Origin of the sequence: Motilimonas sp. 1_MG-2023 (assembly GCF_030547455.1) — a bacterium.
Classification (GTDB): domain Bacteria; phylum Pseudomonadota; class Gammaproteobacteria; order Enterobacterales; family CBDFNC01; genus Motilimonas.
The window spans coordinates 14,444-35,326 of sequence record NZ_JAUOPX010000038.1; the positions used below are offsets into that span (position 1 = coordinate 14,444).

Annotated in this window: 20 protein-coding genes; 14 read left to right on the top strand and 6 right to left on the bottom strand. The window is 44.8% G+C overall.

From position 1 onward, the window contains the following. The first annotated feature begins 1 nt into the window (after nucleotide 1). Together Q4519_RS16825 and Q4519_RS16830 are read left to right on the top strand one after the other, a co-directional pair. Complete coding sequence (locus Q4519_RS16825) at nucleotides 2–304, top strand: hypothetical protein (RefSeq protein ID WP_303514252.1); 303 nt, start codon at nucleotides 2–4, stop codon at nucleotides 302–304. A 96-nt stretch (nucleotides 305–400) separates the two neighbouring features. Next, nucleotides 401–1,324, top strand: a complete 924-nt coding sequence (locus Q4519_RS16830; RefSeq protein ID WP_303514254.1) for a putative metalloprotease CJM1_0395 family protein — start codon at nucleotides 401–403, stop codon at nucleotides 1,322–1,324. A gap of 301 nt (nucleotides 1,325–1,625) precedes the next feature. Here the strand turns inward: Q4519_RS16830 and Q4519_RS16835 are convergent, their stop codons facing one another. The 5 genes from Q4519_RS16835 to hslR form a co-directional block, all read right to left on the bottom strand. After that, nucleotides 1,626–3,947 (bottom strand): Tex family protein, encoded by a 2,322-nt coding sequence (locus Q4519_RS16835; protein ID WP_303514256.1) that lies wholly within the window; start codon nucleotides 3,945–3,947, stop codon nucleotides 1,626–1,628. A gap of 42 nt (nucleotides 3,948–3,989) precedes the next feature. Further along, a complete protein-coding gene (greB, locus tag Q4519_RS16840; protein ID WP_303514258.1) occupies nucleotides 3,990–4,463 on the bottom strand; it encodes a transcription elongation factor GreB in 474 nt (157 codons plus the stop codon). 177 nt (nucleotides 4,464–4,640) lie between these two features. Further along, nucleotides 4,641–6,269: a phosphoenolpyruvate carboxykinase (ATP) gene (pckA, locus tag Q4519_RS16845; RefSeq protein ID WP_303514261.1), complete on the bottom strand. Its 1,629-nt coding sequence runs from the start codon at nucleotides 6,267–6,269 to the stop codon at nucleotides 4,641–4,643. Between the two features lie 138 nt (nucleotides 6,270–6,407). Beyond that, nucleotides 6,408–7,316: an Hsp33 family molecular chaperone HslO gene (gene hslO / locus Q4519_RS16850; RefSeq protein WP_303514264.1), complete on the bottom strand. Its 909-nt coding sequence runs from the start codon at nucleotides 7,314–7,316 to the stop codon at nucleotides 6,408–6,410. Nucleotides 7,317–7,331: 15 nt separating this feature from the next. Further along, the gene (gene hslR / locus Q4519_RS16855; protein WP_232801697.1) at nucleotides 7,332–7,730 is read right to left on the bottom strand and encodes a ribosome-associated heat shock protein Hsp15; all 399 of its coding nucleotides are present in this window, start codon (nucleotides 7,728–7,730) and stop codon (nucleotides 7,332–7,334) included. A gap of 334 nt (nucleotides 7,731–8,064) precedes the next feature. On the opposite strand from hslR, the gene gspC reads away from it, so the two are divergent. The 12 genes from gspC (at nucleotide 8,065) to Q4519_RS16915 (ending at nucleotide 19,473) form a co-directional block, all read left to right on the top strand. Then, complete coding sequence (gspC, locus tag Q4519_RS16860; protein WP_303514265.1) at nucleotides 8,065–8,961, top strand: type II secretion system protein GspC; 897 nt, start codon at nucleotides 8,065–8,067, stop codon at nucleotides 8,959–8,961. A gap of 26 nt (nucleotides 8,962–8,987) precedes the next feature. Next, nucleotides 8,988–11,036 carry a type II secretion system secretin GspD gene (gspD, locus tag Q4519_RS16865; protein WP_303514268.1) on the top strand — a complete coding sequence of 683 codons (2,049 nt, stop codon included), beginning with the start codon at nucleotides 8,988–8,990 and terminating at the stop codon, nucleotides 11,034–11,036. An 11-nt stretch (nucleotides 11,037–11,047) separates the two neighbouring features. After that, nucleotides 11,048–12,577 carry a type II secretion system ATPase GspE gene (gene gspE / locus Q4519_RS16870; protein WP_232801700.1) on the top strand — a complete coding sequence of 510 codons (1,530 nt, stop codon included), beginning with the start codon at nucleotides 11,048–11,050 and terminating at the stop codon, nucleotides 12,575–12,577. 4 nt (nucleotides 12,578–12,581) lie between these two features. Next, complete coding sequence (gene gspF / locus Q4519_RS16875; protein WP_232801701.1) at nucleotides 12,582–13,802, top strand: type II secretion system inner membrane protein GspF; 1,221 nt, start codon at nucleotides 12,582–12,584, stop codon at nucleotides 13,800–13,802. Between the two features lie 86 nt (nucleotides 13,803–13,888). Next, on the top strand, nucleotides 13,889–14,323 hold the full coding sequence (gspG, locus tag Q4519_RS16880) for a type II secretion system major pseudopilin GspG (RefSeq protein ID WP_303514272.1): 435 nt from the start codon (nucleotides 13,889–13,891) through the stop codon (nucleotides 14,321–14,323). Further along, the gene (gene gspH, locus Q4519_RS16885; RefSeq protein WP_232801703.1) at nucleotides 14,324–14,920 is read left to right on the top strand and encodes a type II secretion system minor pseudopilin GspH; all 597 of its coding nucleotides are present in this window, start codon (nucleotides 14,324–14,326) and stop codon (nucleotides 14,918–14,920) included. Beyond that, nucleotides 14,917–15,297 carry a type II secretion system minor pseudopilin GspI gene (gspI, locus tag Q4519_RS16890; RefSeq protein ID WP_232801704.1) on the top strand — a complete coding sequence of 127 codons (381 nt, stop codon included), beginning with the start codon at nucleotides 14,917–14,919 and terminating at the stop codon, nucleotides 15,295–15,297. The genes gspH and gspI overlap by 4 nt, the downstream gene beginning before the upstream one ends. Beyond that, on the top strand, nucleotides 15,245–16,036 hold the full coding sequence (gspJ, locus tag Q4519_RS16895) for a type II secretion system minor pseudopilin GspJ (protein WP_232801705.1): 792 nt from the start codon (nucleotides 15,245–15,247) through the stop codon (nucleotides 16,034–16,036). Before gspI ends, gspJ begins: the two co-directional genes overlap by 53 nt. Continuing rightward, a complete protein-coding gene (gspK, locus tag Q4519_RS16900) occupies nucleotides 16,036–17,025 on the top strand; it encodes a type II secretion system minor pseudopilin GspK (RefSeq protein ID WP_232801706.1) in 990 nt (329 codons plus the stop codon). The genes gspJ and gspK overlap by 1 nt, the downstream gene beginning before the upstream one ends. Next, nucleotides 17,022–18,251 carry a type II secretion system protein GspL gene (gspL, locus tag Q4519_RS16905; RefSeq protein ID WP_232801707.1) on the top strand — a complete coding sequence of 410 codons (1,230 nt, stop codon included), beginning with the start codon at nucleotides 17,022–17,024 and terminating at the stop codon, nucleotides 18,249–18,251. The genes gspK and gspL overlap by 4 nt, the downstream gene beginning before the upstream one ends. After that, nucleotides 18,248–18,721 (top strand): type II secretion system protein M, encoded by a 474-nt coding sequence (locus tag Q4519_RS16910; RefSeq protein ID WP_303514276.1) that lies wholly within the window; start codon nucleotides 18,248–18,250, stop codon nucleotides 18,719–18,721. Before gspL ends, Q4519_RS16910 begins: the two co-directional genes overlap by 4 nt. Then, nucleotides 18,718–19,473: a type II secretion system protein N gene (locus Q4519_RS16915; protein ID WP_303514278.1), complete on the top strand. Its 756-nt coding sequence runs from the start codon at nucleotides 18,718–18,720 to the stop codon at nucleotides 19,471–19,473. Before Q4519_RS16910 ends, Q4519_RS16915 begins: the two co-directional genes overlap by 4 nt. 291 nt (nucleotides 19,474–19,764) lie before the next feature. Here the strand turns inward: Q4519_RS16915 and Q4519_RS16920 are convergent, their stop codons facing one another. Continuing rightward, nucleotides 19,765–20,727, bottom strand: coding sequence for an MBL fold metallo-hydrolase (locus Q4519_RS16920; RefSeq protein ID WP_303514279.1), 963 nt, complete (start codon nucleotides 20,725–20,727; stop codon nucleotides 19,765–19,767). Between the last annotated feature and the right edge of the window lie 156 nt (nucleotides 20,728–20,883).

The window sequence follows — 20,883 nt, forward strand, 5'->3', positions numbered from 1 at the left end:
CATGAACATACAGTCTGCATTTAACATTGGCGTTGAAGGTTTTCAACGAGCACAGCAACAGGTGACAGAGAGTGCGTCAAACATTGCTCGTCAAGCTGTCGACAGTGCCAATGTCAACGCTAGCCCTGAAGTTGTTCAAGATGGGCAAACAAGCGCAACCTTGTTACCTGCTGATCGTACCCAGCAATCGGTAGTAACAGAGCTGGTTAATTTGACTGTGGCTGAGCATCAAGCCAAGGCATCTGCCAAAACGATTTCAGCCGCGGATGAAATGATAGGCAGTATTATTGATATAAAAGTGTAATAAAGTATTTTGCAAGCAGGGGTTTAATTCGGGGCTGTTGGGTTAAACAAATTAGGCGAGATAGTATCAAGGAGTAATGAACATGAGGCAACGATCATGAATATGAATGTTCAGCTCCCTCCTATGGTGCCCTTGTCGTTGCAACCGCAGCAGAATGTTACGCGTAATGAAAACCGCTATCGCGAGCTTGTTCCGCAATTAACTAAAACAGAGCCATATAAAGCCGAGACAGAAGTTGGCTCGGAAAAAGACAAATCTAAAGTTAGCCAGCAGCAAGCTGGTGGTACCCATTCAACTGAAGCGCAAAATTCTGATATTCGTACTGTTCAAGGTAAAGAGCAGGGCGAAGGACAAGGCTCAGAGCAGCAGCCTAATCAGCAGCAGGCTTCTGATCAGCAAGATAATAAAGGCGAAGGAAATCAGGCAGCTGGCCAACTTACACCACAAGAGCAAAAGATAGTTGACTCTCTTGAGAGCCGTCATAATGAAGTTGTCATTCATGAACGTGCGCATGCCAGTGTTGGTGGCCAGCATGCTGGCCAACCTAGTTACGGTTATGAAAATGGTCCCGATGGCAAACGTTATGCGGTATCTGGTGAAGTACCAATCAGTGTGTCGCCGATCGCAGGTGATCCTCAAGCCACAATACAAAAAATGCGTCAGGTGCGTGCGGCAGCGCTAGCACCACAGAGTCCTTCTGTTGCCGACAGAAGAATTGCAGCTGAAGCGACTCGTCAGCTTAATGCTGCTTATTCAGAATTAGCGGCTAGTCAAAAAGTTAAAAGTACAAGTGCGGATAGCGGCGAAGGTGATAACGAGACTCAAGCTTCTCGTGGTGGCTTAAGTGCTGCAGATACTCAAACGTTAAAAAGTGAAGATATTCATTCATTTAATCCAAGTAAAAAATATGGCCCTATTGCTCGCTCTGAGCAAGCCATGCAAACCGATAGGGCAATAGAGCAACGCTATTTTGGCTCTGTTGTGCCAAATGAGCGTCCCGCACTGCGCGCTTCCATTTAGCCGCTATTCCCTCTCTATACATGATCGCCCCATGACAGGGCTCCTACTTAAGTAGGAGCAGAATTTATTCTGCGATAGATTATTGTGCGATAAATTTGTTGCGATGAATCACTGCAGGTGAATCGCCCTGTGATGAGGGCTCATAAGGCTTACACCACATCTAGTAAGAGCTGAGCTTGCTCTGCGAACATCACAAATGCCCTGAGCAAGCTCTGGTCCTACAAAAAACACGAAGCAACAAGTTCAACATACAAGGAGCTGAAGTGATTCTGCGATCAATGATTCTACAAATCAGCTATCGTTAGCGTTTCTGTTTCGCCTTGTTAAAAGCATCAGCAAAAGCATTATTTAGCGGCGCAGCTGCTTTTTTCGGCTGGCGAGCCTTTGGTGCGTTAGTTTTTGACTGATGATTGTCTTTAGGTGCGTGGCGCAATGTTGGTTTAGTACCTTGCTCTACGGCTTGGTCTAGCTTCATAGTTAATGCTATACGCTTGCGTTGCACGTCTACTTCAATCACTTTTACTTTGACTATTTGTCCCGCCTTCACGACTTCACGAGGATCGGAAACAAACTTATTGCTCAAGGCTGAAATGTGTACCAAACCATCTTGATGGACACCAACATCAACAAAAGCTCCAAAGTTGGCCACGTTGGTCACCATGCCTTCTAAGATCATTTCAGGCTTTAAGTCATTAATGGTGTTTACGCCGTCTTTGAAGGTGGCGGTTTTAAACTCGGGGCGCGGATCGCGTCCAGGCTTATCGAGCTCTTTGATAATATCCGTCACCGTGGGCACACCGAACTCTTCACTGGCATAGACTTGCGGTTGAATGGTGCTTAACAGTGCGCTATTACCCATTAAGCTGGTGATATCCTGCTTGATATCTTTAAGCATCGCTTTAACTACTGGGTAGGCTTCGGGGTGCACCGCTGAGGCATCAAGTGGGTTTTTACCACCGCGAATGCGTAAGAAACCAGCACATTGCTGAAACGCTTTTGGCCCTAAACGTGCAACTTTTTTCAGCTGTGAACGGTCAACAAAAATGCCATTCTCATCCCGGTAGTCGACAATGTTTTGCGCCAGAGTGGGGTTTAATCCTGCCACATGGGTAAGTAACGCGGCAGACGCACTATTCACATCAACGCCAACCGCGTTCACACAATCTTCGACCACACCATCCAGTTTTTTCGCTAGTAATGATTGGTTTACATCATGCTGATATTGGCCAACCCCAATTGCCTTGGCTTCTATTTTAACTAATTCAGCCAAAGGATCTTGTAAACGGCGCGCAATGGAAACGGCGCCGCGAATTGACACATCAAGTTCGGGGAATTCTTTAGCGGCCAGTTCAGATGCAGAGTAAACCGATGCGCCGGCTTCACTCACCATAATTTTTGTGAGCTTCAGTTCCGGCTTCGCTTTGATTAATTCTGCGACCAGTTGGTCGGTTTCGCGTGATGCGGTGCCGTTACCTATGCTGATCAGTTCAACTTTATGTTGCTGACATAATTTAGCTAACTCACTGAGCGAACCTTGCCAATCTTTACGTGGCGCATGTGGATAAATAGTACTGTATGCCAATAATTTACCTGTGCCATCCACCACTGCAACTTTAACCCCTGTACGCAAGCCTGGGTCTAACGCAAGAGTGACTTTCGGGCCACCGGGAGCGGCCATTAATAAATCATTTAGATTTTTGGCAAACACATTGATAGCTTCAATTTCTGCCGCTTCACGTAGATTAGAAATCAATTCATTCTCTAACTGCATCAATAGTTTAATGCGCCAAGTCCATTGCACCACAGTTTTTAACCAAAGGTTACAAGTGAGTTGATTCACTTGCATGTAGCGGGCAATCAAGGTTTCCCCAGTGCTGGGCAAGGTTTTATCTTCACGCTCAGGGTCGGCGTTTAAACTGAGTTGCAGTATTCCCTCATTGCGTCCACGTAAAATAGCGAGAGCACGATGTGATGGGATCTGGCTAATTTTTTCGCTGTAAGCAAAATAATCTTTAAATTTGATGCCTTCTTGTTCTTTGCCTGCAATCACTTGGGCATCTAAGGTTGCGTTTTGCTGCAAATAAGAGCGCACTTGGCTGATCAGTTCGGCATCTTGTGAATAACGCTCCATAAGAATGTATTTTGCGCCCTCTAACACGGCTTTGGTATCGGGGTAGTTTTTTTCGGGGCTAAGATAAGCGCTTGCTTGGGTTTCTGGATCAAGTGAAGGCTGTGTTAATAGCATATCTGCAAGGGGCTCGATACCTGCCTCAATCGCCATTTGACCTTTAGTGACACGCTTTTGCTTGTAAGGTAAGTACAAGTCTTCAAGGCGAGTTTTGGTATCAGCATCAAGCAGTAGCTGATGCAGCGCATCACTGAGCTTACCTTGCTCTTGAATGGTACTAATAATGCTGCTGCGTCGATCTTCTAGCTCGCGTAAATAAGTTAGCCTTTGTTCTAAAATACGCAGTTGGCCATCATCAAGGCCGCCGGTAACTTCTTTACGATAACGCGAGATAAAAGGCACGGTTGCGCCTTCATCTAATAGTTGTACGGCGGCGTTGATTTGTGCGGTGCTGGCACCAATTTCTTGAGCGATTGTATTATGAATAGAATGCATTGTTTTCTCAGCGTTTAAAATTTGGGAAAGCGAGGGAATTCATCAAAGATCGTAATCTATTTTATTGATATACCAAGTCTTCTCACCCGAAGGCGTGTGAACGATAGCTTCGTCATCAACGGATTTTTTTAGCAGCGCTCGCGCCATTGGCGAGTCGATGGAAATGTAGTCCTTGCGGCCATAAATTTCATCGGGGCCGACTATTTTAAAATTCAGTATTTCGCCTGCATCGTTTTCAATATTAACGATGGCACCAAAAAACACTTTTCCTTGTTGTTGAGGCGATGGGGTAACGATGGTGAGCTCTTCGATGCGCTTGCGCAAGAACCTGACTCGTTTATCAATTTGCCTTAAAACGCGTTTATTTTCTTTATAATCGGCGTTTTCAGAACGATCGCCCAAGCTGGCTGCCCATGCTACTTTTTGCGTGATTTCTGGGCGGTATTCGCGCCATAGATGATCGAGTTCGGCTTCTAACTTTTTCATGCCTTCTGGCGTAATGAGATTTGTCTTCAATCTTGTAATTCACCATGCTGTCGATTGCTTGCGCTCTTTATAGCGTCTATGGCTAGCTTTTTAAAGTCTAGTGATGCAAATAAGCGAGGGGTGAACGACTATGTGTTGCGCTGGATTGATGAGAAGCGTGAAAAGCGGGACTCATGGTCCCGCATTTATTTGCTGGTTAAGTGAACCTTATAGTTGTGGCCCGGCGGCTACCAGTGCTTTTCCTTCCTCGTTGTCAGTGTATTGCGCAAAATTATTGATAAACAATTGCGCCAAATTCTCTGCTTTAGTATCCCATTGCTCTGCAGACTCATAGGTGTCTCTAGGATCAAGGATCGCAGGATCTACGCCGGGCAGAGCGGTTGGCACCGCCAAGTTAAAGATTGGAATCGTTTTCGTTTCCGCCTTTTCAATCGAGCCGTCTAAGATAGCATCGATGATGGCGCGGGTGTCTTGAATCGAGATCCGCTTACCGGTGCCATTCCAGCCTGTATTAACTAAATATGCTTCCGCGCCTGCCGCTTCCATTCGTTTCACTAGCTCTTGGCCGTATTTGGTTGGGTGCAGTGTTAAAAACGCCGCGCCAAAACAGGCTGAGAAAGTCGGAGTTGGCTCGGTAATGCCGCGTTCAGTACCGGCTAATTTGGCGGTAAAACCAGATAAGAAGTGGTACTTAGTTTGAGCTTTGGTTAGCTTAGATACCGGTGGTAGCACGCCAAAGGCATCAGCCGTTAAAAATATCACTTTGTTAGCGTGGCCCGCTTTAGATACCGGCTTAACAATGTTATCTATGTGGTAAATGGGGTAGCTAACACGGGTGTTTTCGGTTTTACTGCCATCATCATAATCGACTGTTTTATCGTCGCGCACGGTTACATTTTCAAGTAATGCGTCACGTTTAATGGCTTTGTAAATATCCGGCTCGGCTTCTAAACAAAGGCGGATGGTCTTGGCATAACAACCACCCTCAAAGTTAAACACGCCTGAGTCATCCCAACCGTGCTCATCGTCACCAATTAAGGCGCGTTTAGGATCCGTTGATAAGGTGGTTTTACCGGTGCCGGAAAGACCAAAGAATATAGCAGTGTCACCATTAGCGCCGACGTTTGCAGAACAATGCATTGATGCCATGCCGCGCAGTGGCAGCAGGTAATTCATCATCGCAAACATGCCTTTTTTCATTTCACCGCCGTACCAAGTTCCACCAATAATTTGCATTTTTTCGGTGAGGTTAAAAGCGATGAAGTTTTCAGAGTTTAGGCCGTGTTGCTGCCAATTTGGGTTGGTGGTTTCAGAGCCATTTAGTACCACAAAATCGGGTTCAAATTCTGCCAATTCATCTGCGCTAGGTCGAATGAACATATTCGTGACGAAGTGTGCTTGCCATGCAACTTCAACAATAAAACGCACGGCCAGGCGAGAATCTTTGTTAGCGCCACAAAAGGCATCAACAACAAACAGGCGTTTATTCGATAGCTCTTCGACGACTAAAGATTTGAGGTCTTGCCAGACTGCTGGGGTGATGGGCTTGTTATCATTCTTTCCTTGATCTGACCACCAAATTGTATCGCGAGTAACATCGTCTTTAACGATGTATTTATCTTTTGGTGATCGCCCTGTAAAAATCCCTGTGTCCACCGCGACAGCACCTGACTCGGTTACAACTCCACGTTCAAACCCCACTAAGTCGGGTTTTGTCTCCTCGACAAACAAGGTTTCATAAGAAGGGTTGTGTACCACTTCTTTCACACCTTGAATGCCGTATTTACCTAAGTCTTGTGCACTTAATAGAGTTCTTTCCGCGTCGATAACTGTCATATTTATCTCCAAGGTTACTTTTTAGTTTGTTCATTAATGATTCTATTACTTTATAAATAGAATAATGGGATATGCTTCAAACTTAAGAGTAAAGTGTCGTGATAAATACAACTTCTTGTTAATTTCTCCGGTTTTTTTCTAGTGTTTTGTTTTATTGTTCTGCAAGGATGGGTTGTTGGTAGCAAATAATGCTTCCACATCTAGTGCGTCGAAATGGTAAGCGGTGCGACAATATTCGCAATCCATATCGATTTGACCTTTCTCTTGCAGAATATCAAGCAGCTCACTTTTCTCGACCGATAACAAGGCTCCTTCACACTTTTCTCTTGAGCACCCACATTCAAAAACAATGGCTTGTGGTTCAAAAATACGAACAGCTTCTTGGTGATATAAGCGGTACAGCAAGGTTTCCGCGTCTAGGCCAAATAATTCATCGTCTTTTAAAGTCTCAGCCAACGTTGTGACATGGCTAAATTCAGCTTCATGTTCTTCTTTTGCTGTCGGCAGCTTTTGTAATAATAGACCAGCTGCCATTTTTTGGTCGTTATAAAGGCCTGTTTTTAAGATAAGTTTGGTAGCTAATTGCTCTGATTGGGCAAAGTAGTTTTCTAAGCTGTCGGTTAACGAGTTACCGACTAGCTCAACCACGCCTTGGTAGCGCTCACCTTCGTTTGGCGTGATGGTGATTAATAGAAACCCTTTACCCACCATTTCGGTTAAGTTCGCATCGTCTGCTGGGGTCGATTTATAGCGCGCTACGCCACGTAAAGCTTGATTATGATCACCGTTAATAGCCGCTAAATGCACCGGACCATCGCCTTGTAATTGAACGTTTATATGGCCTTCAAATTTTAGAGTGGCAGTTAATAGGCTGGTGGCTACAAATAACTCACCGACTAAACGCTCAATTGCGGCCGGGTAGTTGTGGTTACGTAGAACGTCTTGGTAGCTTTGGCTAAGTTGTACGAGTTCGCCACGCACATCGTAATCTTCAAATAAAAAACGGTGTAGGTGGTCTAATAAAGGTTGTGTTGGTGCTTGGTCCATGGGAACTCCAAAAAATTAGTTTTCACTGCGCTGTGATTTTACTTTAATTAATTCTCTGCGCTGTTTTTTATCCGGCCGACGATCTGGGTGCGGGGCATGCAAGGCACTTAGCTTTCTTAGCTCAGCGTGCTGTGCTCTTAGTGCAATACTGGCCTCAGTTTCTTCGTAAAGTAGTTGGGCTTGCGGTGCACTTTTACGTTGCCCCTCAACTTTTAGTACCACCACTTCTTTATTATCATGACCTTGGCGAACAGTAATCGTTGCGCCAACCTCAACCAATCTACTTGGTTTAGTGCGCTGACCATTATACTGTACTTTACCTCCTTGAATCACGTCTCTAGCAAGACCGCGAGTTTTAAAAAACCGAGCCGCCCATAACCATTTATCAAGGCGTACGCCATCGTGCTCTGACATTGGAATTTCTCGTTCTTGTTAAACTTATCATGCTTAAGATATGGTGACGGTAACAGTTTTTATCAAGTCTCACCGTTGTGGCTGTTTTTTGTTTTCATCATCGTGTTACACTCGCCATCATAAAAAATGCATTGTATTTAATGTAATGTGATGCGTGTAGCGTATATATTTGAACTTAACAAGACAGAATCGAGTATTTATTATGTATTGTGAGGGCTAAGAATATTGCCCATCTCTCATAACCCAATTTTTATACTTGAGTGAAACACTCGCCGCGGGCTAGTATGGTCTCTATCGGCAGGATGCTGTGTTGTAATAAATTAGGAATGTAGTAATGGATAAGTTCTCTGGTGTACTGATGCGCCTGAGCGGCTTGCCCCAGCAAAAGCTTTCTTCAATCGCTTTTTATTCTTTGCTGGTGCTGCTCTGTTATCAGTTAGCCCATTTGACTTGGATGGTCATGCCTTCAGGTTCAACAAAATCAACGCCTTGGCGTCCCGCCCCCGTTGCACAGCAGGGAAATAGCAATCAAGGTATTAACTTGACTGCTATTACTGCATTGCATCTATTCGGTGAGTTTAATAAAAAAGTCGCTCCAGTGTCGGTTGCGGCTAAGCCGAAGGTTGCTCCTAAAACTAAGCTCAATGTTAAGTTGACGGGTGTATTAGCTTCTACTGTGCCACAAAATGCTGTCGCTATTATTGAAGACAGAGGTAGGCAGGATTCCTATTTCATTGGTAATAGTATTGGTAACACGGGGGCGGTGCTGAAAGAGATTAAGTTTGACCGTGTGATTTTAGAGTATCGTGGTGATTTACAAACCTTGATGCTTGATGGTGAGACTTATGCGGCCAATAAAAATGCGTCTAGTCAGCCAGCTGCATCTAAACCTGAACCTAAAGCCATACGTGAAGCACCTGTTGAGCTAGAGCTTAACCGTGCTGAGTTATTGGCTAACCCCAGTAAAATCACTGATTTCATTTCTATCTCACCTGTGCGTAATCAAGGTGCGCTTATTGGCTATCGGATTAATCCTGGCCGAGACGCCACTATATTTCAGAACGCGGGGTTACAAGCAAACGATCTCGCCGTTAGCCTTAATGGCATTGACTTAACTGATATGCAGCAGTCAATGAGCTTAATGCAAGAGTTTCCTACTATGCGTGAAATGACCTTGTCGGTAGAGCGCGACGGCCAAATTCACGATTTATATTTTAGTCTGCCCGAATAATAAGAAAGTTGGAGCAAGTAAGAATTATGAGAATTTCAGGGACCCGGCGTAAATTAAGCGCCCTTTGTGCAGGATTGCTATTAGCCGTGAGCGCTAACATTTCTGCTGCTGAATATTCAGCCAGCTTTAAGGGCACTGACATCAACGAGTTTATTAATATCGTTGGTAAGAACCTCAACAAAACTATCATTATCGAGCCCTCAGTTCGCGGCAAAATAAACGTCCGTAGTTATGATTTGCTTAATGATGAGCAATATTACCAGTTCTTCCTTAATGTACTTGATGTCTACGGTTTTGCTGTGGTGGAAATGGATAATGGCGTGATGAAAGTCATCAAAGCTAAAGATGCCAAGGTTTCAGCCATTCCCGTTGTTGACGGTAAAAATCCGGGCAAGGGAGATGAAATGGTGACGCGAGTGGTGCCCGTGCGTAATGTATCGGTACGAGAGCTTGCTCCTTTGTTACGCCAGCTAAATGACAACGCTGGTGGCGGTAACGTGGTTCATTACGACCCGTCAAATGTTATTATGATCACGGGCCGTGCAGCTGTGGTTAATCGTTTGGTGGAAATTGTTCGCCGCGTAGATAAAGCGGGTGATGAAGAGGTTGATATTGTTCGCCTTCAGTTCGCTAGCGCTGCAGAAATGGTGCGAATTTTAGAATCTATTCAAAAGCCAGGCGATGGCAAAACCAATACACCAAGCATGCTAAAACCTCGAATGGTTGCTGATGAGCGCACTAACTCCATTATTATCAGCGGTGAGCCGCAAGCGCGTAAACGCGCAGTGCATTTAGTTAAGCAGCTTGATAGTGAATTAGAAACCAGTGGTAACACCCGCGTATTCTATCTTAAATATGCTAAAGCCAAAGAAATGGTTGATGTCTTGAACGGTGTGAGCAAATCAATCGAAGGTGAAGTTAAGGGGGCCAATGGCGCAGCTGCAGGTGGTTCAAAGAATAAACAGTCTACCTTAAATATCGAAGCTCACGAAGGCACTAACGCGATTGTCATTACTGCGCAGCCTGATGTGATGGGGTCGTTAGAAGCGGTTATTCGTCAACTCGATATTCGCCGTGCTCAAGTATTGGTTGAAGCCATTATTGTTGAAGTAGCAGAAGGTGACGGCATTGGCTTGAGTGTGCAGTGGGCAACCCTTGCTGGTGGTGGTACGCAATTTAATACCAATGGTGCATCACTGAGTGAAATCGCAGCGGGTGCTTATCAAGCAAGGCCTGAAAAAGGCTCGACCATCATTGATGGTGATAAAACGACAGTTAACCCTGAAACTAAAGGTGATGTGACAGCACTCGCGAGCGTATTGAGCAAAGTGAGCGGTATGGCGGTTGGTTATGCGACTAATGATTGGGGCGTAGTGTTACAAGCCTTAGCAAGCTCGAAAGGTTCAAACATTCTTGCCACGCCAAGTATCACGACATTGGATAACCAAGAGGCCAGCTTTATTGTTGGTGATGAAGTACCCGTTAAAACAGGCTCAGCAGCTAGCGGTAATAATGACAATCCATTTACCACCATTGAACGTAAAAAAGTGGGTATCCAGCTAAAAGTGACCCCACAAATCAATGAAGGCGACGCGGTACAGCTGGTTATTGAGCAAGAAGTTTCTAACGTAAATGGTAATACGGGTGTCGACATTACTTTTGCAACTCGTGCTGTGAAAACAACCGTGTTAGCAGACAGCGGCGATACCATTGTCATCGGTGGTTTAATTGACGAAAAAGTAGATGAATCGGTCGAGAAAGTGCCTTTACTGGGAGACATTCCTTATCTTGGTAACCTATTTAAGTCGACCAGTAGTAGCACCTCGAAGCGTAATTTGATGATTTTTATTCGTCCGACCATTATTCGTGACAGTAATAAAATGGCGAGCCTAAGCTCTCGTAAGTACAGCCTAATGCGTGCAGTGCAGCTACAGCAGCAAGCACAAGGTGTTAATTTAATGCCTAATACCGATGTGCCAGTGTTGCCTGAATGGGGTCAAAGTCCAGAAATTAATCCTGAAGTGTTCGACTTCACCAAGAAAAAACGTCGTGCGCCAGAAGCCAGCAGTAATTAAGGATGCAGTAGATGGAAACGCCGCTTATTGATGAAAAAGCCATTGCTGACGAAGTACCTCATTTCGATGAGCTTGATACTTCGGCTAAGCTACTGCCTTTTGCTTTTGCAAAAAATCATGGTGTAGTTTTTTGTCAAACCAATGGCCAAGCTAAGGTGTTTTGCAAAGCAGACGCTAAACCGGAAATTTTCCTCGAAATTCGCAGGCAAATGGGTAAGCGTTTTAGTATTGCTATTTTAGCGGATGAAGTGTTTGAACAAACGTTAACACAAACTTACCAACGTGATTCTTCACAAGCGCGTCAGCTGATGGAAGACATAGGTAACGAAGACTTTTTTACTTTGGCAGAAGAGTTACCGGATAATGAAGACCTGCTTGAAGCTGATGATGATGCTCCGATCATTAAATTGATCAATGCCATGCTCAGTGAAGCGATCAAGGAAGGTGCGTCAGATATTCACATTGAGACGTTTGAAAAAACTCTCATTATCCGTTTTCGTATTGATGGTGTTTTACGCGAAATTCTTAAGCCGCAACGCAAGCTGGCATCACTGCTAGTATCACGTATTAAAGTCATGGCGAAGTTAGATATTGCTGAAAAGCGGATCCCGCAAGATGGCCGTATTGCCCTGCGTATTGGTGGTCGTGCGGTCGACGTGCGTGTATCGACGATGCCGTCAAGTCATGGTGAACGTGTGGTATTGCGTTTATTAGATAAAAACGCGGTTAAGCGTATGTCTGAATTAAACATGACGGCGAAAAATAGCGAAATTTTGAGTGACTTACTGCGTAAACCTCACGGTATTATCTTAGTTACTGGGCCTACTGGCTCGGGTAAAAGTACGACGTTATATGCCGGTTTATCAGACATAAACTCAAAAGACCGCAACATTTTGACGGTTGAAGACCCCATCGAATACCTACTAGAAGGTATCGGTCAAACCCAAGTAAATACTAAGGTTGATATGACCTTTGCACGTGGCTTACGTGCTATTTTACGTCAAGACCCTGATGTGGTGATGATAGGTGAGATACGTGACCTAGAAACGGCACAAATCGCAGTTCAAGCCAGTTTAACGGGTCACTTAGTATTATCAACCTTGCATACCAATACGGCCATCGGCGCATTAACTCGGATGCAAGACATGGGGGTAGAGCCTTTCCTACTATCTTCTTCTTTATTGGGCGTGTTGGCTCAGCGACTGGTGCGAACCTTATGCCCAGATTGTCGTGAGCCACATTTAATGACAGATAAAGAAAAGTCTATGCTTAACATGCCGATTGAAGATCCCATTCAAGTGTTCAGAGCCAATGGCTGTGAAGCATGTAACTTCTCAGGTTATAAAGGGCGAACCGGTATCTACGAATTATTAGTGATGGATGATGATGTGCGCAATGCTATCCATGATGGCGCGAGCGAACAACAAATTGAAAAAGTCGTCCGTCAGCACACCCCAAGTATTCGCAGTGATGGCTTATCGAAAGTTCGCGAAGGTATCACCACGATAGAAGAAGTCCTTCGTGTGACCAGAGAAGGCTAGCAAAATGGCAACATTCGAATATAAAGCGCTAGATAAAAAAGGTAAACAAAAGAAAGGCTTGCAAGAGGCTGATACGGCTCGTCAAGTACGCCAAATTTTGCGAGACCGAGGCCTAACCCCTATCGAAGTGATGGCTGCTGCAGAGCAAGCTAAAAAAGAGAGCAAAGGTGGCTTTTCGTTTAAGCGTAAAATCTCTACCCCAGAGCTCGCCCTAATGACACGTCAGCTGTCTACTTTAGTGGCGTCTTCAATGCCCATTGAAGAATGCCTTAAAGCCGTGGTTGAGCAAACCGATAAACCGAAAGTAAAGTCCATGTTATCGGCGGTTCGTAGTCGCGTGTTAGAAGGTTACACTTTAGCGGGCAGTATGGCTGAGTTTCCGCATATTTTTGATGATCTCTTCTGCGCAATGGTAGCTGCGGGCGAAAAAGCGGGGCACTTAGAATTAGTACTGGATCGTCTGGCTGATTACACCGAACAACGTCAGCAAATGCGCAGTAAATTGATGCAGGCGATGATTTATCCATTAATGTTGACACTGGTGGCGATAGGTGTTGTGTCAATTTTGCTTACTTCGGTTGTCCCTCAAGTAGTGGGGCAATTTGAGCATATGGGGCAAGACCTTCCTGGCTCAACCTTATTCCTAATTGCAAGTAGTGATTTTTTACGCGATTACGGATTATTTATTGTAAGTGGCATCGCCTTAGGGTTGTTTGGCCTAAAGCAATATCTTAAAAACCCTAAAAATCAGCTTAAATTCGATCGGGTGTTATTACAGGTACCGGTCGTGGGTAAAGTGAGTCGAGACTTAAACACCGCTCGTTTTGCCCGCACCTTAAGTATTCTAAATGCCAGTGCGGTCCCGCTGTTAGAGGGGATGAAAATAGCAGGCGAGGTACTAAGTAACCTATATGCGCGCGGGAAAGTAGGTGAAGCGACAGAGTTTGTTCGTGAAGGTAGCAGTTTGGGCGCAGCATTAGAAAACACCAAATTGTTCCCACCGATGATGCTACATATGATAGCCAGCGGTGAGCGCAGTGGTGAATTAGATCAAATGCTGGAGCGCTCAGCAGATAACCAAGATAAGCAATTTGCTGCGCAGGTAAATATGGCATTAGGCGTATTTGAGCCAGCACTAGTTGTGAGTATGGCTGGAGTGGTATTGTTTATTGTCGCTGCTATTCTACAGCCAATGCTAGCCCTTAATAATATGGTAGGAGGGTAATCCTACCTAGATTAAGCTGTGATTTTAGATTTAGTTTCGTTTAACCCTTAGCTGGCATTTATGCCATTTTTATAGAGAGTGTAGTCATGAGAGTACAGAACAAACAGCAAGGTTTTACCTTGCTTGAGGTGATGGTTGTTATTGTTATTTTGGGTGTGTTGTCAGCCATGATTGTACCTAACTTACTAGGTAATAAAGAAAAAGCAGATCAACAAAAAGTAGTGTCAGACATTGTTGCACTAGAAAACTCATTGGATATGTACAAACTGGACAACAGCCGCTACCCAACCACAGATCAAGGCCTAGAAGCGCTAGTTAGCAAACCTGCTGGCTCTCCTGAGCCACGTAACTACCGTGATGGCGGTTATCTAAAGCGTTTACCTAACGATCCGTGGGGTAACCCTTACCTGCTAACTAGCCCAGGTGAAAAAGGCAATATTGATATCTTTTCGGTTGGTCCTGATGGCGAAGAAGGTACCGATGATGATATTGGTAACTGGAACATGGACGAAATCAAGTAAATGAAATTTGATTACCGACCATTTTTAGCGAAACCGGTAAAGCCAGCCATGGCTGGCTTTACCTTGCTGGAAATAATGTTGGTAATCATGCTGATGGGCTTGGCATCTACCGCGGTGGTGATGACCATGCCCAGTAACTCAGGTTATAAATCCCTTAAATTAGAAGCGCAGCGTTTAGCTGGCTTTATCGAAGTGATGAGCGACCAAGCCTTAATGACATCGCGTGAATTGGGCATAGTGGTTGAAGAGCAACGTTACCAGTTTGTATTTTATGATGTTGCAAAGAAGCTTTGGTTTCCCTTGCCTGCGGGAAAGTTTAATACTGAGGTAACACTGCCTGAAGACATGAAGGTTACACTCACTCTTTCAGGTTTTGTTTGGGATGATAGGGATGAGCAAGAAGAGCTATTTGAAGACGAAAGTGTGTTTGATGAGCCTGAAGAACCTATCATCCCACAAATACACATTATGTCGAGTGGCGAAATAACCCCTTTTGTAATGCGTTTTAGTCCAACTGACGAAGACAACAAATTGTGGATTGAGCTGCAAGTGAAAATGACAGGTGATCTGGCTATTAATGAAGAGCCTGAAGAATGAAGAAATATACCTCATTAACTAAGCAAGCTGGTATGACGTTACTTGAAGTGATGGTCGCCTTAGGAGTGTTCGCTTCCGCCGGGCTAGCGGTGATGAACACTGCCAGTGAGCATGTACGTAGCTTGAGTTATTTACAAGAAAAAACCTTTGCGACTTGGGTTGCCAGTAATCAATTAACGCAAGCAACCCTTGAAAAGCGCTGGCCGGGCGCGTCTTGGGTGAAAGGCTCTGAAGAAATGGCAGGGCAAACATGGTATTGGCAATGGAAAGGCGTGGAAACTGGCGATCCTAACTTTAAGGCGCTTGATATTGAAGTGTCATTGGATGACAAAATGGATGTTGCCATTGCAACTGCTCGTACCTACGTTGGCCGTTAAAATGAAATCAATGCAGCGTGGCTTTACCTTACTTGAGATCCTGATCGCCATAGCGGTTTTTTCTGTGTTGAGTATGGCGGCGTATCAAGTGTTACAAGGTGTGATGACTAGCGACAAAATATCATCCGAGCACAGCGAAAAATTAAAACAAATGCAGCGTGCAATGATGATTATTGAGCGTGATATGACGCAAATGGTTGCCCGAACCACGCGTAATGGCGCTGAGCCAAATGGTTCTTTGCTCCGTGCGGGAAAGTATGTGGCCGAATCAGAAAGTGATGGTATCGATTTTGTGCGTTTAGGCTGGTCAAACCCTCAAGGGCAATTACCGCGCTCTAACTTAGTGCGTGTGGCCTATCGAATTAAAGAAAACAACTTAGAGCGGCTGTATTTTTTATATCCCGATACCGTTTCAGGGCAAGAGCCTGAAGTACAAGTGTTGATTAAAGATGTGAATAGCTTAACGTTGCGTTATTGGGATAAGAGCTGGCAGGCTAGTTGGACTAAAAAAGATAAATTACCAGCGGGCATCGCTATGGAGTTTGACTTTGAAGCTTACGGCGTGATTTCAAGGCTGTTTTTGACGCCAGAAGGCGAGGCGGTGAAAGCGAAAGCGCCTGTTGTGCCAGCAAACCCTGATCGTAAACCTGATGAAAATCAGCCTGGCTCGAATACAGAGAATGGCGAGCAAGATCCGAACGTCCCCAACGGCGGTCCTGTCAATGGCGGTCGAACTTAATGAAAGGGCTAACGCAAAACACACCATCAGCTCAACAAGGGGTTGCGTTGCTCACTGTATTGCTGATCCTTTCAGTAATGGTGGTTGTAGCAACCAATATGACCTCTCGGTTGCAACTGGAACTGATGCGTACGCAAGGACAGGTTATGAGTCAACGTGCGTATTGGTATGGTCATGCGGCAGAAGCGCTGGTTAAAATGACGTTAAAGAACGCCTTAAAAGACGATGAAGTCGTGAGTTTAGATCAAGCTTGGGCCATGAGTGGGATGAGTTTCCCCCTTGATGGCGGCACCATTTCTGGTGAAATTAAAGACCGACAAGGATGCTTTAACCTTAATGCCTTAGATGTGCCTAATAAGCCCGATGGTCAGCGACCACTTGTTGCTAACCAGTTTCAGGCATTATTGGAAATTGTTGGTGTCGATGGTTACTACGCCGAGCAGATAACAGATTCGACCCGTGATTGGCTTGATGCCGATGACATCGCCATTAGTAGCCAAGGCGCAGAAGACAGCTTTTATCAAGGACGCGGTGTCCCCCATCTGACCGCTAATGCCCCAATGGTGGATGTCTCTGAGTTCAGAGCTATCCAAGGTGTGAGTGCTGGTGTGTATAAAAAGTTAAAGCCTTACTTATGTGTGGTGCCTGATAAAAGTTGGCTGCTCAATGTTAATACTGTGCCTGCTGACCAACCACAGATTTTCCAAGCACTATTTACCCCGATGCTTAGTGAAGATCAGGCGCAAGGTTTACTTGATGAGCGGCCACAAAATGGCTGGGCAAATAAAGAAGAGTTTTTGGCCTCATCATCCTTAGCGGGCTTAAACATCAGTGATGAAGTGAAAGCGCAAATTGATGTTAAAAGCCAGTATTTTGAGTTAGAAGGTATCGCCGAATTTGATGAAACAAAAGTCGCCTTACAAGCCTTGTTTCAAGCCAGTAAAAAAGAAGTTAAGACGCTTAGACGTCAATATGGAGGCGTTCAGTGAGTGAACGATTAGTAGTTCGATTAGGCAGTGAAGCCAACCACGGAATTGACTGGCTTGTTTGGTCGAATAGTGAGCAAGAGATCATCGCATCTGGGCAGCTCAATAATGCCCAGCAGCTGTCACAATTACATGAAAAAGCGGGTGGTCGGCCGGTCATTGTTTTATTACCCGTTGCTGATGTATTACTAACGCAGGTAGAAGTGCCTGGTAAGTTAACTCGACAATTGCAGCAAGCTTTACCTTATATGGTTGAGGAAGAGCTCGCGACAGATGTCGACAAATTGCACTTTACCGTGCTCGATTGCAGTGATGGCGTGGCTAGTTTAGCTATTGTCGAAAAAGCTAAAATGGATAATTGGCTGGACTGGTTAGAAGCTGCCCAGCTCAAGTGTCGTCAGTTTTTACCTGATGCATTAATGCTACCTGAGCATGAAGGCCAATGGTCTGCAGTGCAAATGGCGGATGATTGGTTGATTCGCCAAGGTCGCTATAAAGGCTTTAGTGCGGATGAAAGCCTGTTGCCATTTTTAATGGACAAATGGTTACAAGAAGGCGAGTCCGCTGTTGACAACGAAGTTGAAGCCAGTGAACAAGTCATTCAAGTATATACCCCGTTACCATCAGGCGTGGCCGGTAATTGGCAGCTAAATACACCTGAACTACCGATGCAATTACTCGCTCAAGGTGCATTGGCGAGCCATATGAACTTGTTGGTTGGTGAATATCAGCCGCAGAAGGAATATTCTAAAAATTGGTTGTTATGGAAACGTGTTGGGATTGCCGCTGCGGCATGTTTGGTGCTGGCATTAGTGTCAACGGTATTATCGCTACAGCAACTCAAGCAAGAAAATGAACAGCTAACGGCAGAAATTAAAGATATTTATGTCACGTTGTTTCCCGATGAGAAAAACATTCGTGAAGCCCGTATTAAAGCGCAGCTAAAACGTCACTTATCTAAATTAGAAAACCAAACTCAAGGTGCAGACTTATTATCAATGCTGGCTAAGATTCAACCAGCATTTAAGCAAGTACCTGGTTTTAAGCCGATGTCACTGAAGTATGAAGGTAAAGATAGTGAGATTAGGTTACAAATTAAAGCCAACACCTATGCTGAGTTTGAAAAGTTTCAAAGCTTGCTTGATCCTAGCCTCAAGGTGCAACAAGGTGCGATGAGTAATCAAGATAATAAAGTGACAGGCACGTTAACTATCAGGGGACAAGGATGAAAGAGTGGTGGGAAAATCTCGCAACCCGCGAACGTAACTTAGCTATTTTATCAGCGGTAGTGCTTATCGTGGGCGCTTTTTACTGGGGCCTGTATCAGCCATTGAGTAATGCCTTAGCCAATGAGCAAACTCGGCTTAAAAGTAACCAGCAAACCTTGGTTTGGATGAAGTCAAAGGGTCAAGATATTGTTAACTTTCAGGCGCATAATGCCAGTCAGGTGGGCAAGGTAAACCTTAATCAGTTAATTGGTAATAGTGCAAGACAAAGTGGCATCACTATTAGCCGAATTCAGCCTAAGGGTGATGAGCTAGAAGTGTGGATTGATAACATCGAGTTCAATAAGTTACTGAGTTGGTTAAAGCAACTGAAAGAGCGCCATGGGGTTGTTACCTTAAATACGGATTTAGCCGTAGGTGATGCACCAGGAAGAGTGAAAGTAAGACGTTTGCATTTAGGAGTCGCTGGATGAAACTTAGATTAAAGCCTCTGCTAATCTGTTTATCTCTTTATGGCTTGTTTTTAGTTTATTTAATGCCGGCGAAGTGGGCGTTTCAGTTTATCCCGGGTAATCTTGGTATTGAGCTATCGGGTGTCTCCGGCAGTGTTTGGCAAGGTAAAGCTGAACAAGTGATGGTGCGCGGTGAAAATATTGAAAAGTTGCAATGGCAAGTTAAACCTTGGTCTTTGTTTACTGCTCGTTTAGCGGCTGATGTTAAATTTGGTCGTGGTAAGGGGTTAGCCGGTAAAGGAGAGTTAGCATACGGTTTCTCCGGTGGCGAAGCGTCTGATTTAACTGTTACTGTGCCCGTGCAACGAGTTATTAAGTATTTACCATTACCGATGCCAATAGAAGCGCAAGGTTTATTGGATTTAAAAATTAAATCCGTTAGCCAAGGTCAGCCTTTTTGTCAGCAGTTAGATGGTTTCTTATTTTGGACCGATGCCAGTGTTACAATGCCAATGGGTGAAGTGATCTTAGGCGACCCTAAAGTTAAGTTAGAGTGTGAAAACGGTGGCTTGGCGGCGATCTTAGATCAGCAGTCGGATCATCTAACCATCAGCATGAAGTCTTGGTTGCCTAACCAGCAACAGTATCGTGTTGAAGGTGAAATTAAAGGCGGTAAATCGTTAGCGCCGGCGATTAGCCAAGCGTTAGATTGGATTGGCCCACAACAAGAAAATGGCAGCTACCGAATTAGCTTGTCGAATATTCCTAACTAGTTATCTTGGATAGCCGCTTCACAGCGGCTTTTCGCGGCTTAAAAGCCGCTCCCACAAAGCTTGATAACTTCACGTAGGAGCGGAATTTATTCCGCGAAAACGGGGGTTACCGTATTCGAGATATCAATATTGTTCTCACAAAAAATATGTTCTCACGTAGGAGCAGAGCTTGCTCTGCGAATATCACAAATTCCCTGAGCAAGCTCAGGTCCTACAAAAAATACGAATCAACAAGTACAACATACAAGTAACGAAATTTATTAAGCAAAAACAAGGCTCTAGAATCGCTTGTTAAGGTGTAAGTTTGCTTAGCTCACCCTTGCTATTAAGCTGATAGGTGGTGAGATCCTCAGCTAAGAACAACTCGCCGTGATAAAACCGCTTTGCTTCCTGTTGTAGTATTCTCATTGATGACTTTCCTTCACCGCCAAAACGCGCACTAAAATGTGTCATCACCAGATTAGGTAAGGCTACTTGCTGGGCAAACTTAGCTAGTTGCATGGCACTACTGTGCATGGGGTCGGGGCCAACTTTGTCGGCGATGGCTTGAGTATAGGTTGCTTCGTGGATCAACACATTCGCATTAGCAGCGGCTTGTTGCAGTAACTCGGGTTGATCGTTATCACCGGCGACAATAATGCTCCGCGCCTCATTGTCTAAACGCCAAAAGTCTCGGCCATTGATTAAGCTGCCGTCGGCCAAGCGCACTTGCTCTCCTTGCTGAATCTTCCCCCACAATGGGCCCTTTTCGATACCGGCTTGGCCTAGCTTCTCTTGGTCGAGTTGGTGAGCAATATTACGTTCAACAAAGTGCCAGGCATGGCAGGGTACGCGATGTGATAGTCTAATGGCTGAGACGGTAAAACCAGCGACCTCGATCTCTTGGTCGAGGCTTTCAACATCCACAAACTCAATTGGGTAGCACAAGTACGTATCGGTTAATTCAAGGGTTAACGGGATAAACTGCGCTAATGCAGCGGGTCCATAAATGGTAAGGGGCGCTTTGCGCCCAGTCAGAGATGCACTGGCTAATAAGCCAACCAAACCAAAACAGTGATCGCCATGAACATGAGTGATAAATACAGCGGCCAAGTTTGCTAGTGAGTAGGGTGCATGCAGTAATTGGTGTTGTGTGCCTTCGCCACAGTCAATTAAACACCAGCTCTTTTCTCGTTTTAAACGCAATGCTAAGGCTGTGACATTACGCGCTTTCGTTGGTGTACCGGCACTGGTGCCAAAAAAGGTAAATTCCATCTTATAGCTCTCTTTTAGATTGGCTGATTTAGGCCTTTTACCATTGCGCTTTGCTATCACTATTTTGGTTAAGCAACCCGGATCTTGATAAGTGAAATAGTATGTTTTCTGCAAAAACGCTGTGAATATGTTGCTATACGCTTTTCGTTTGCGTCT

Excerpts from the sequence above, each read along its gene's own strand:
- Q4519_RS16825 (WP_303514252.1), top strand. The coding sequence starts at position 2 with ATGAACATACAGTCTGCATTTAACATTGGCGTTGAAGGTTTTCAACGA.
- Q4519_RS16830 (WP_303514254.1), top strand. The coding sequence starts at position 401 with ATGAATATGAATGTTCAGCTCCCTCCTATGGTGCCCTTGTCGTTGCAA.
- Q4519_RS16835 (WP_303514256.1), bottom strand. The coding sequence starts at position 3,947 with ATGCATTCTATTCATAATACAATCGCTCAAGAAATTGGTGCCAGCACC.
- pckA (WP_303514261.1), bottom strand. The coding sequence starts at position 6,269 with ATGACAGTTATCGACGCGGAAAGAACTCTATTAAGTGCACAAGACTTA.
- hslO (WP_303514264.1), bottom strand. The coding sequence starts at position 7,316 with ATGGACCAAGCACCAACACAACCTTTATTAGACCACCTACACCGTTTT.
- hslR (WP_232801697.1), bottom strand. The coding sequence starts at position 7,730 with ATGTCAGAGCACGATGGCGTACGCCTTGATAAATGGTTATGGGCGGCT.
- gspC (WP_303514265.1), top strand. The coding sequence starts at position 8,065 with ATGGATAAGTTCTCTGGTGTACTGATGCGCCTGAGCGGCTTGCCCCAG.
- gspD (WP_303514268.1), top strand. The coding sequence starts at position 8,988 with ATGAGAATTTCAGGGACCCGGCGTAAATTAAGCGCCCTTTGTGCAGGA.
- gspE (WP_232801700.1), top strand. The coding sequence starts at position 11,048 with ATGGAAACGCCGCTTATTGATGAAAAAGCCATTGCTGACGAAGTACCT.
- gspF (WP_232801701.1), top strand. The coding sequence starts at position 12,582 with ATGGCAACATTCGAATATAAAGCGCTAGATAAAAAAGGTAAACAAAAG.
- gspG (WP_303514272.1), top strand. The coding sequence starts at position 13,889 with ATGAGAGTACAGAACAAACAGCAAGGTTTTACCTTGCTTGAGGTGATG.
- gspH (WP_232801703.1), top strand. The coding sequence starts at position 14,324 with ATGAAATTTGATTACCGACCATTTTTAGCGAAACCGGTAAAGCCAGCC.
- gspI (WP_232801704.1), top strand. The coding sequence starts at position 14,917 with ATGAAGAAATATACCTCATTAACTAAGCAAGCTGGTATGACGTTACTT.
- gspJ (WP_232801705.1), top strand. The coding sequence starts at position 15,245 with ATGACAAAATGGATGTTGCCATTGCAACTGCTCGTACCTACGTTGGCC.
- gspK (WP_232801706.1), top strand. The coding sequence starts at position 16,036 with ATGAAAGGGCTAACGCAAAACACACCATCAGCTCAACAAGGGGTTGCG.
- Q4519_RS16910 (WP_303514276.1), top strand. The coding sequence starts at position 18,248 with ATGAAAGAGTGGTGGGAAAATCTCGCAACCCGCGAACGTAACTTAGCT.
- Q4519_RS16915 (WP_303514278.1), top strand. The coding sequence starts at position 18,718 with ATGAAACTTAGATTAAAGCCTCTGCTAATCTGTTTATCTCTTTATGGC.
- Q4519_RS16920 (WP_303514279.1), bottom strand. The coding sequence starts at position 20,727 with ATGGAATTTACCTTTTTTGGCACCAGTGCCGGTACACCAACGAAAGCG.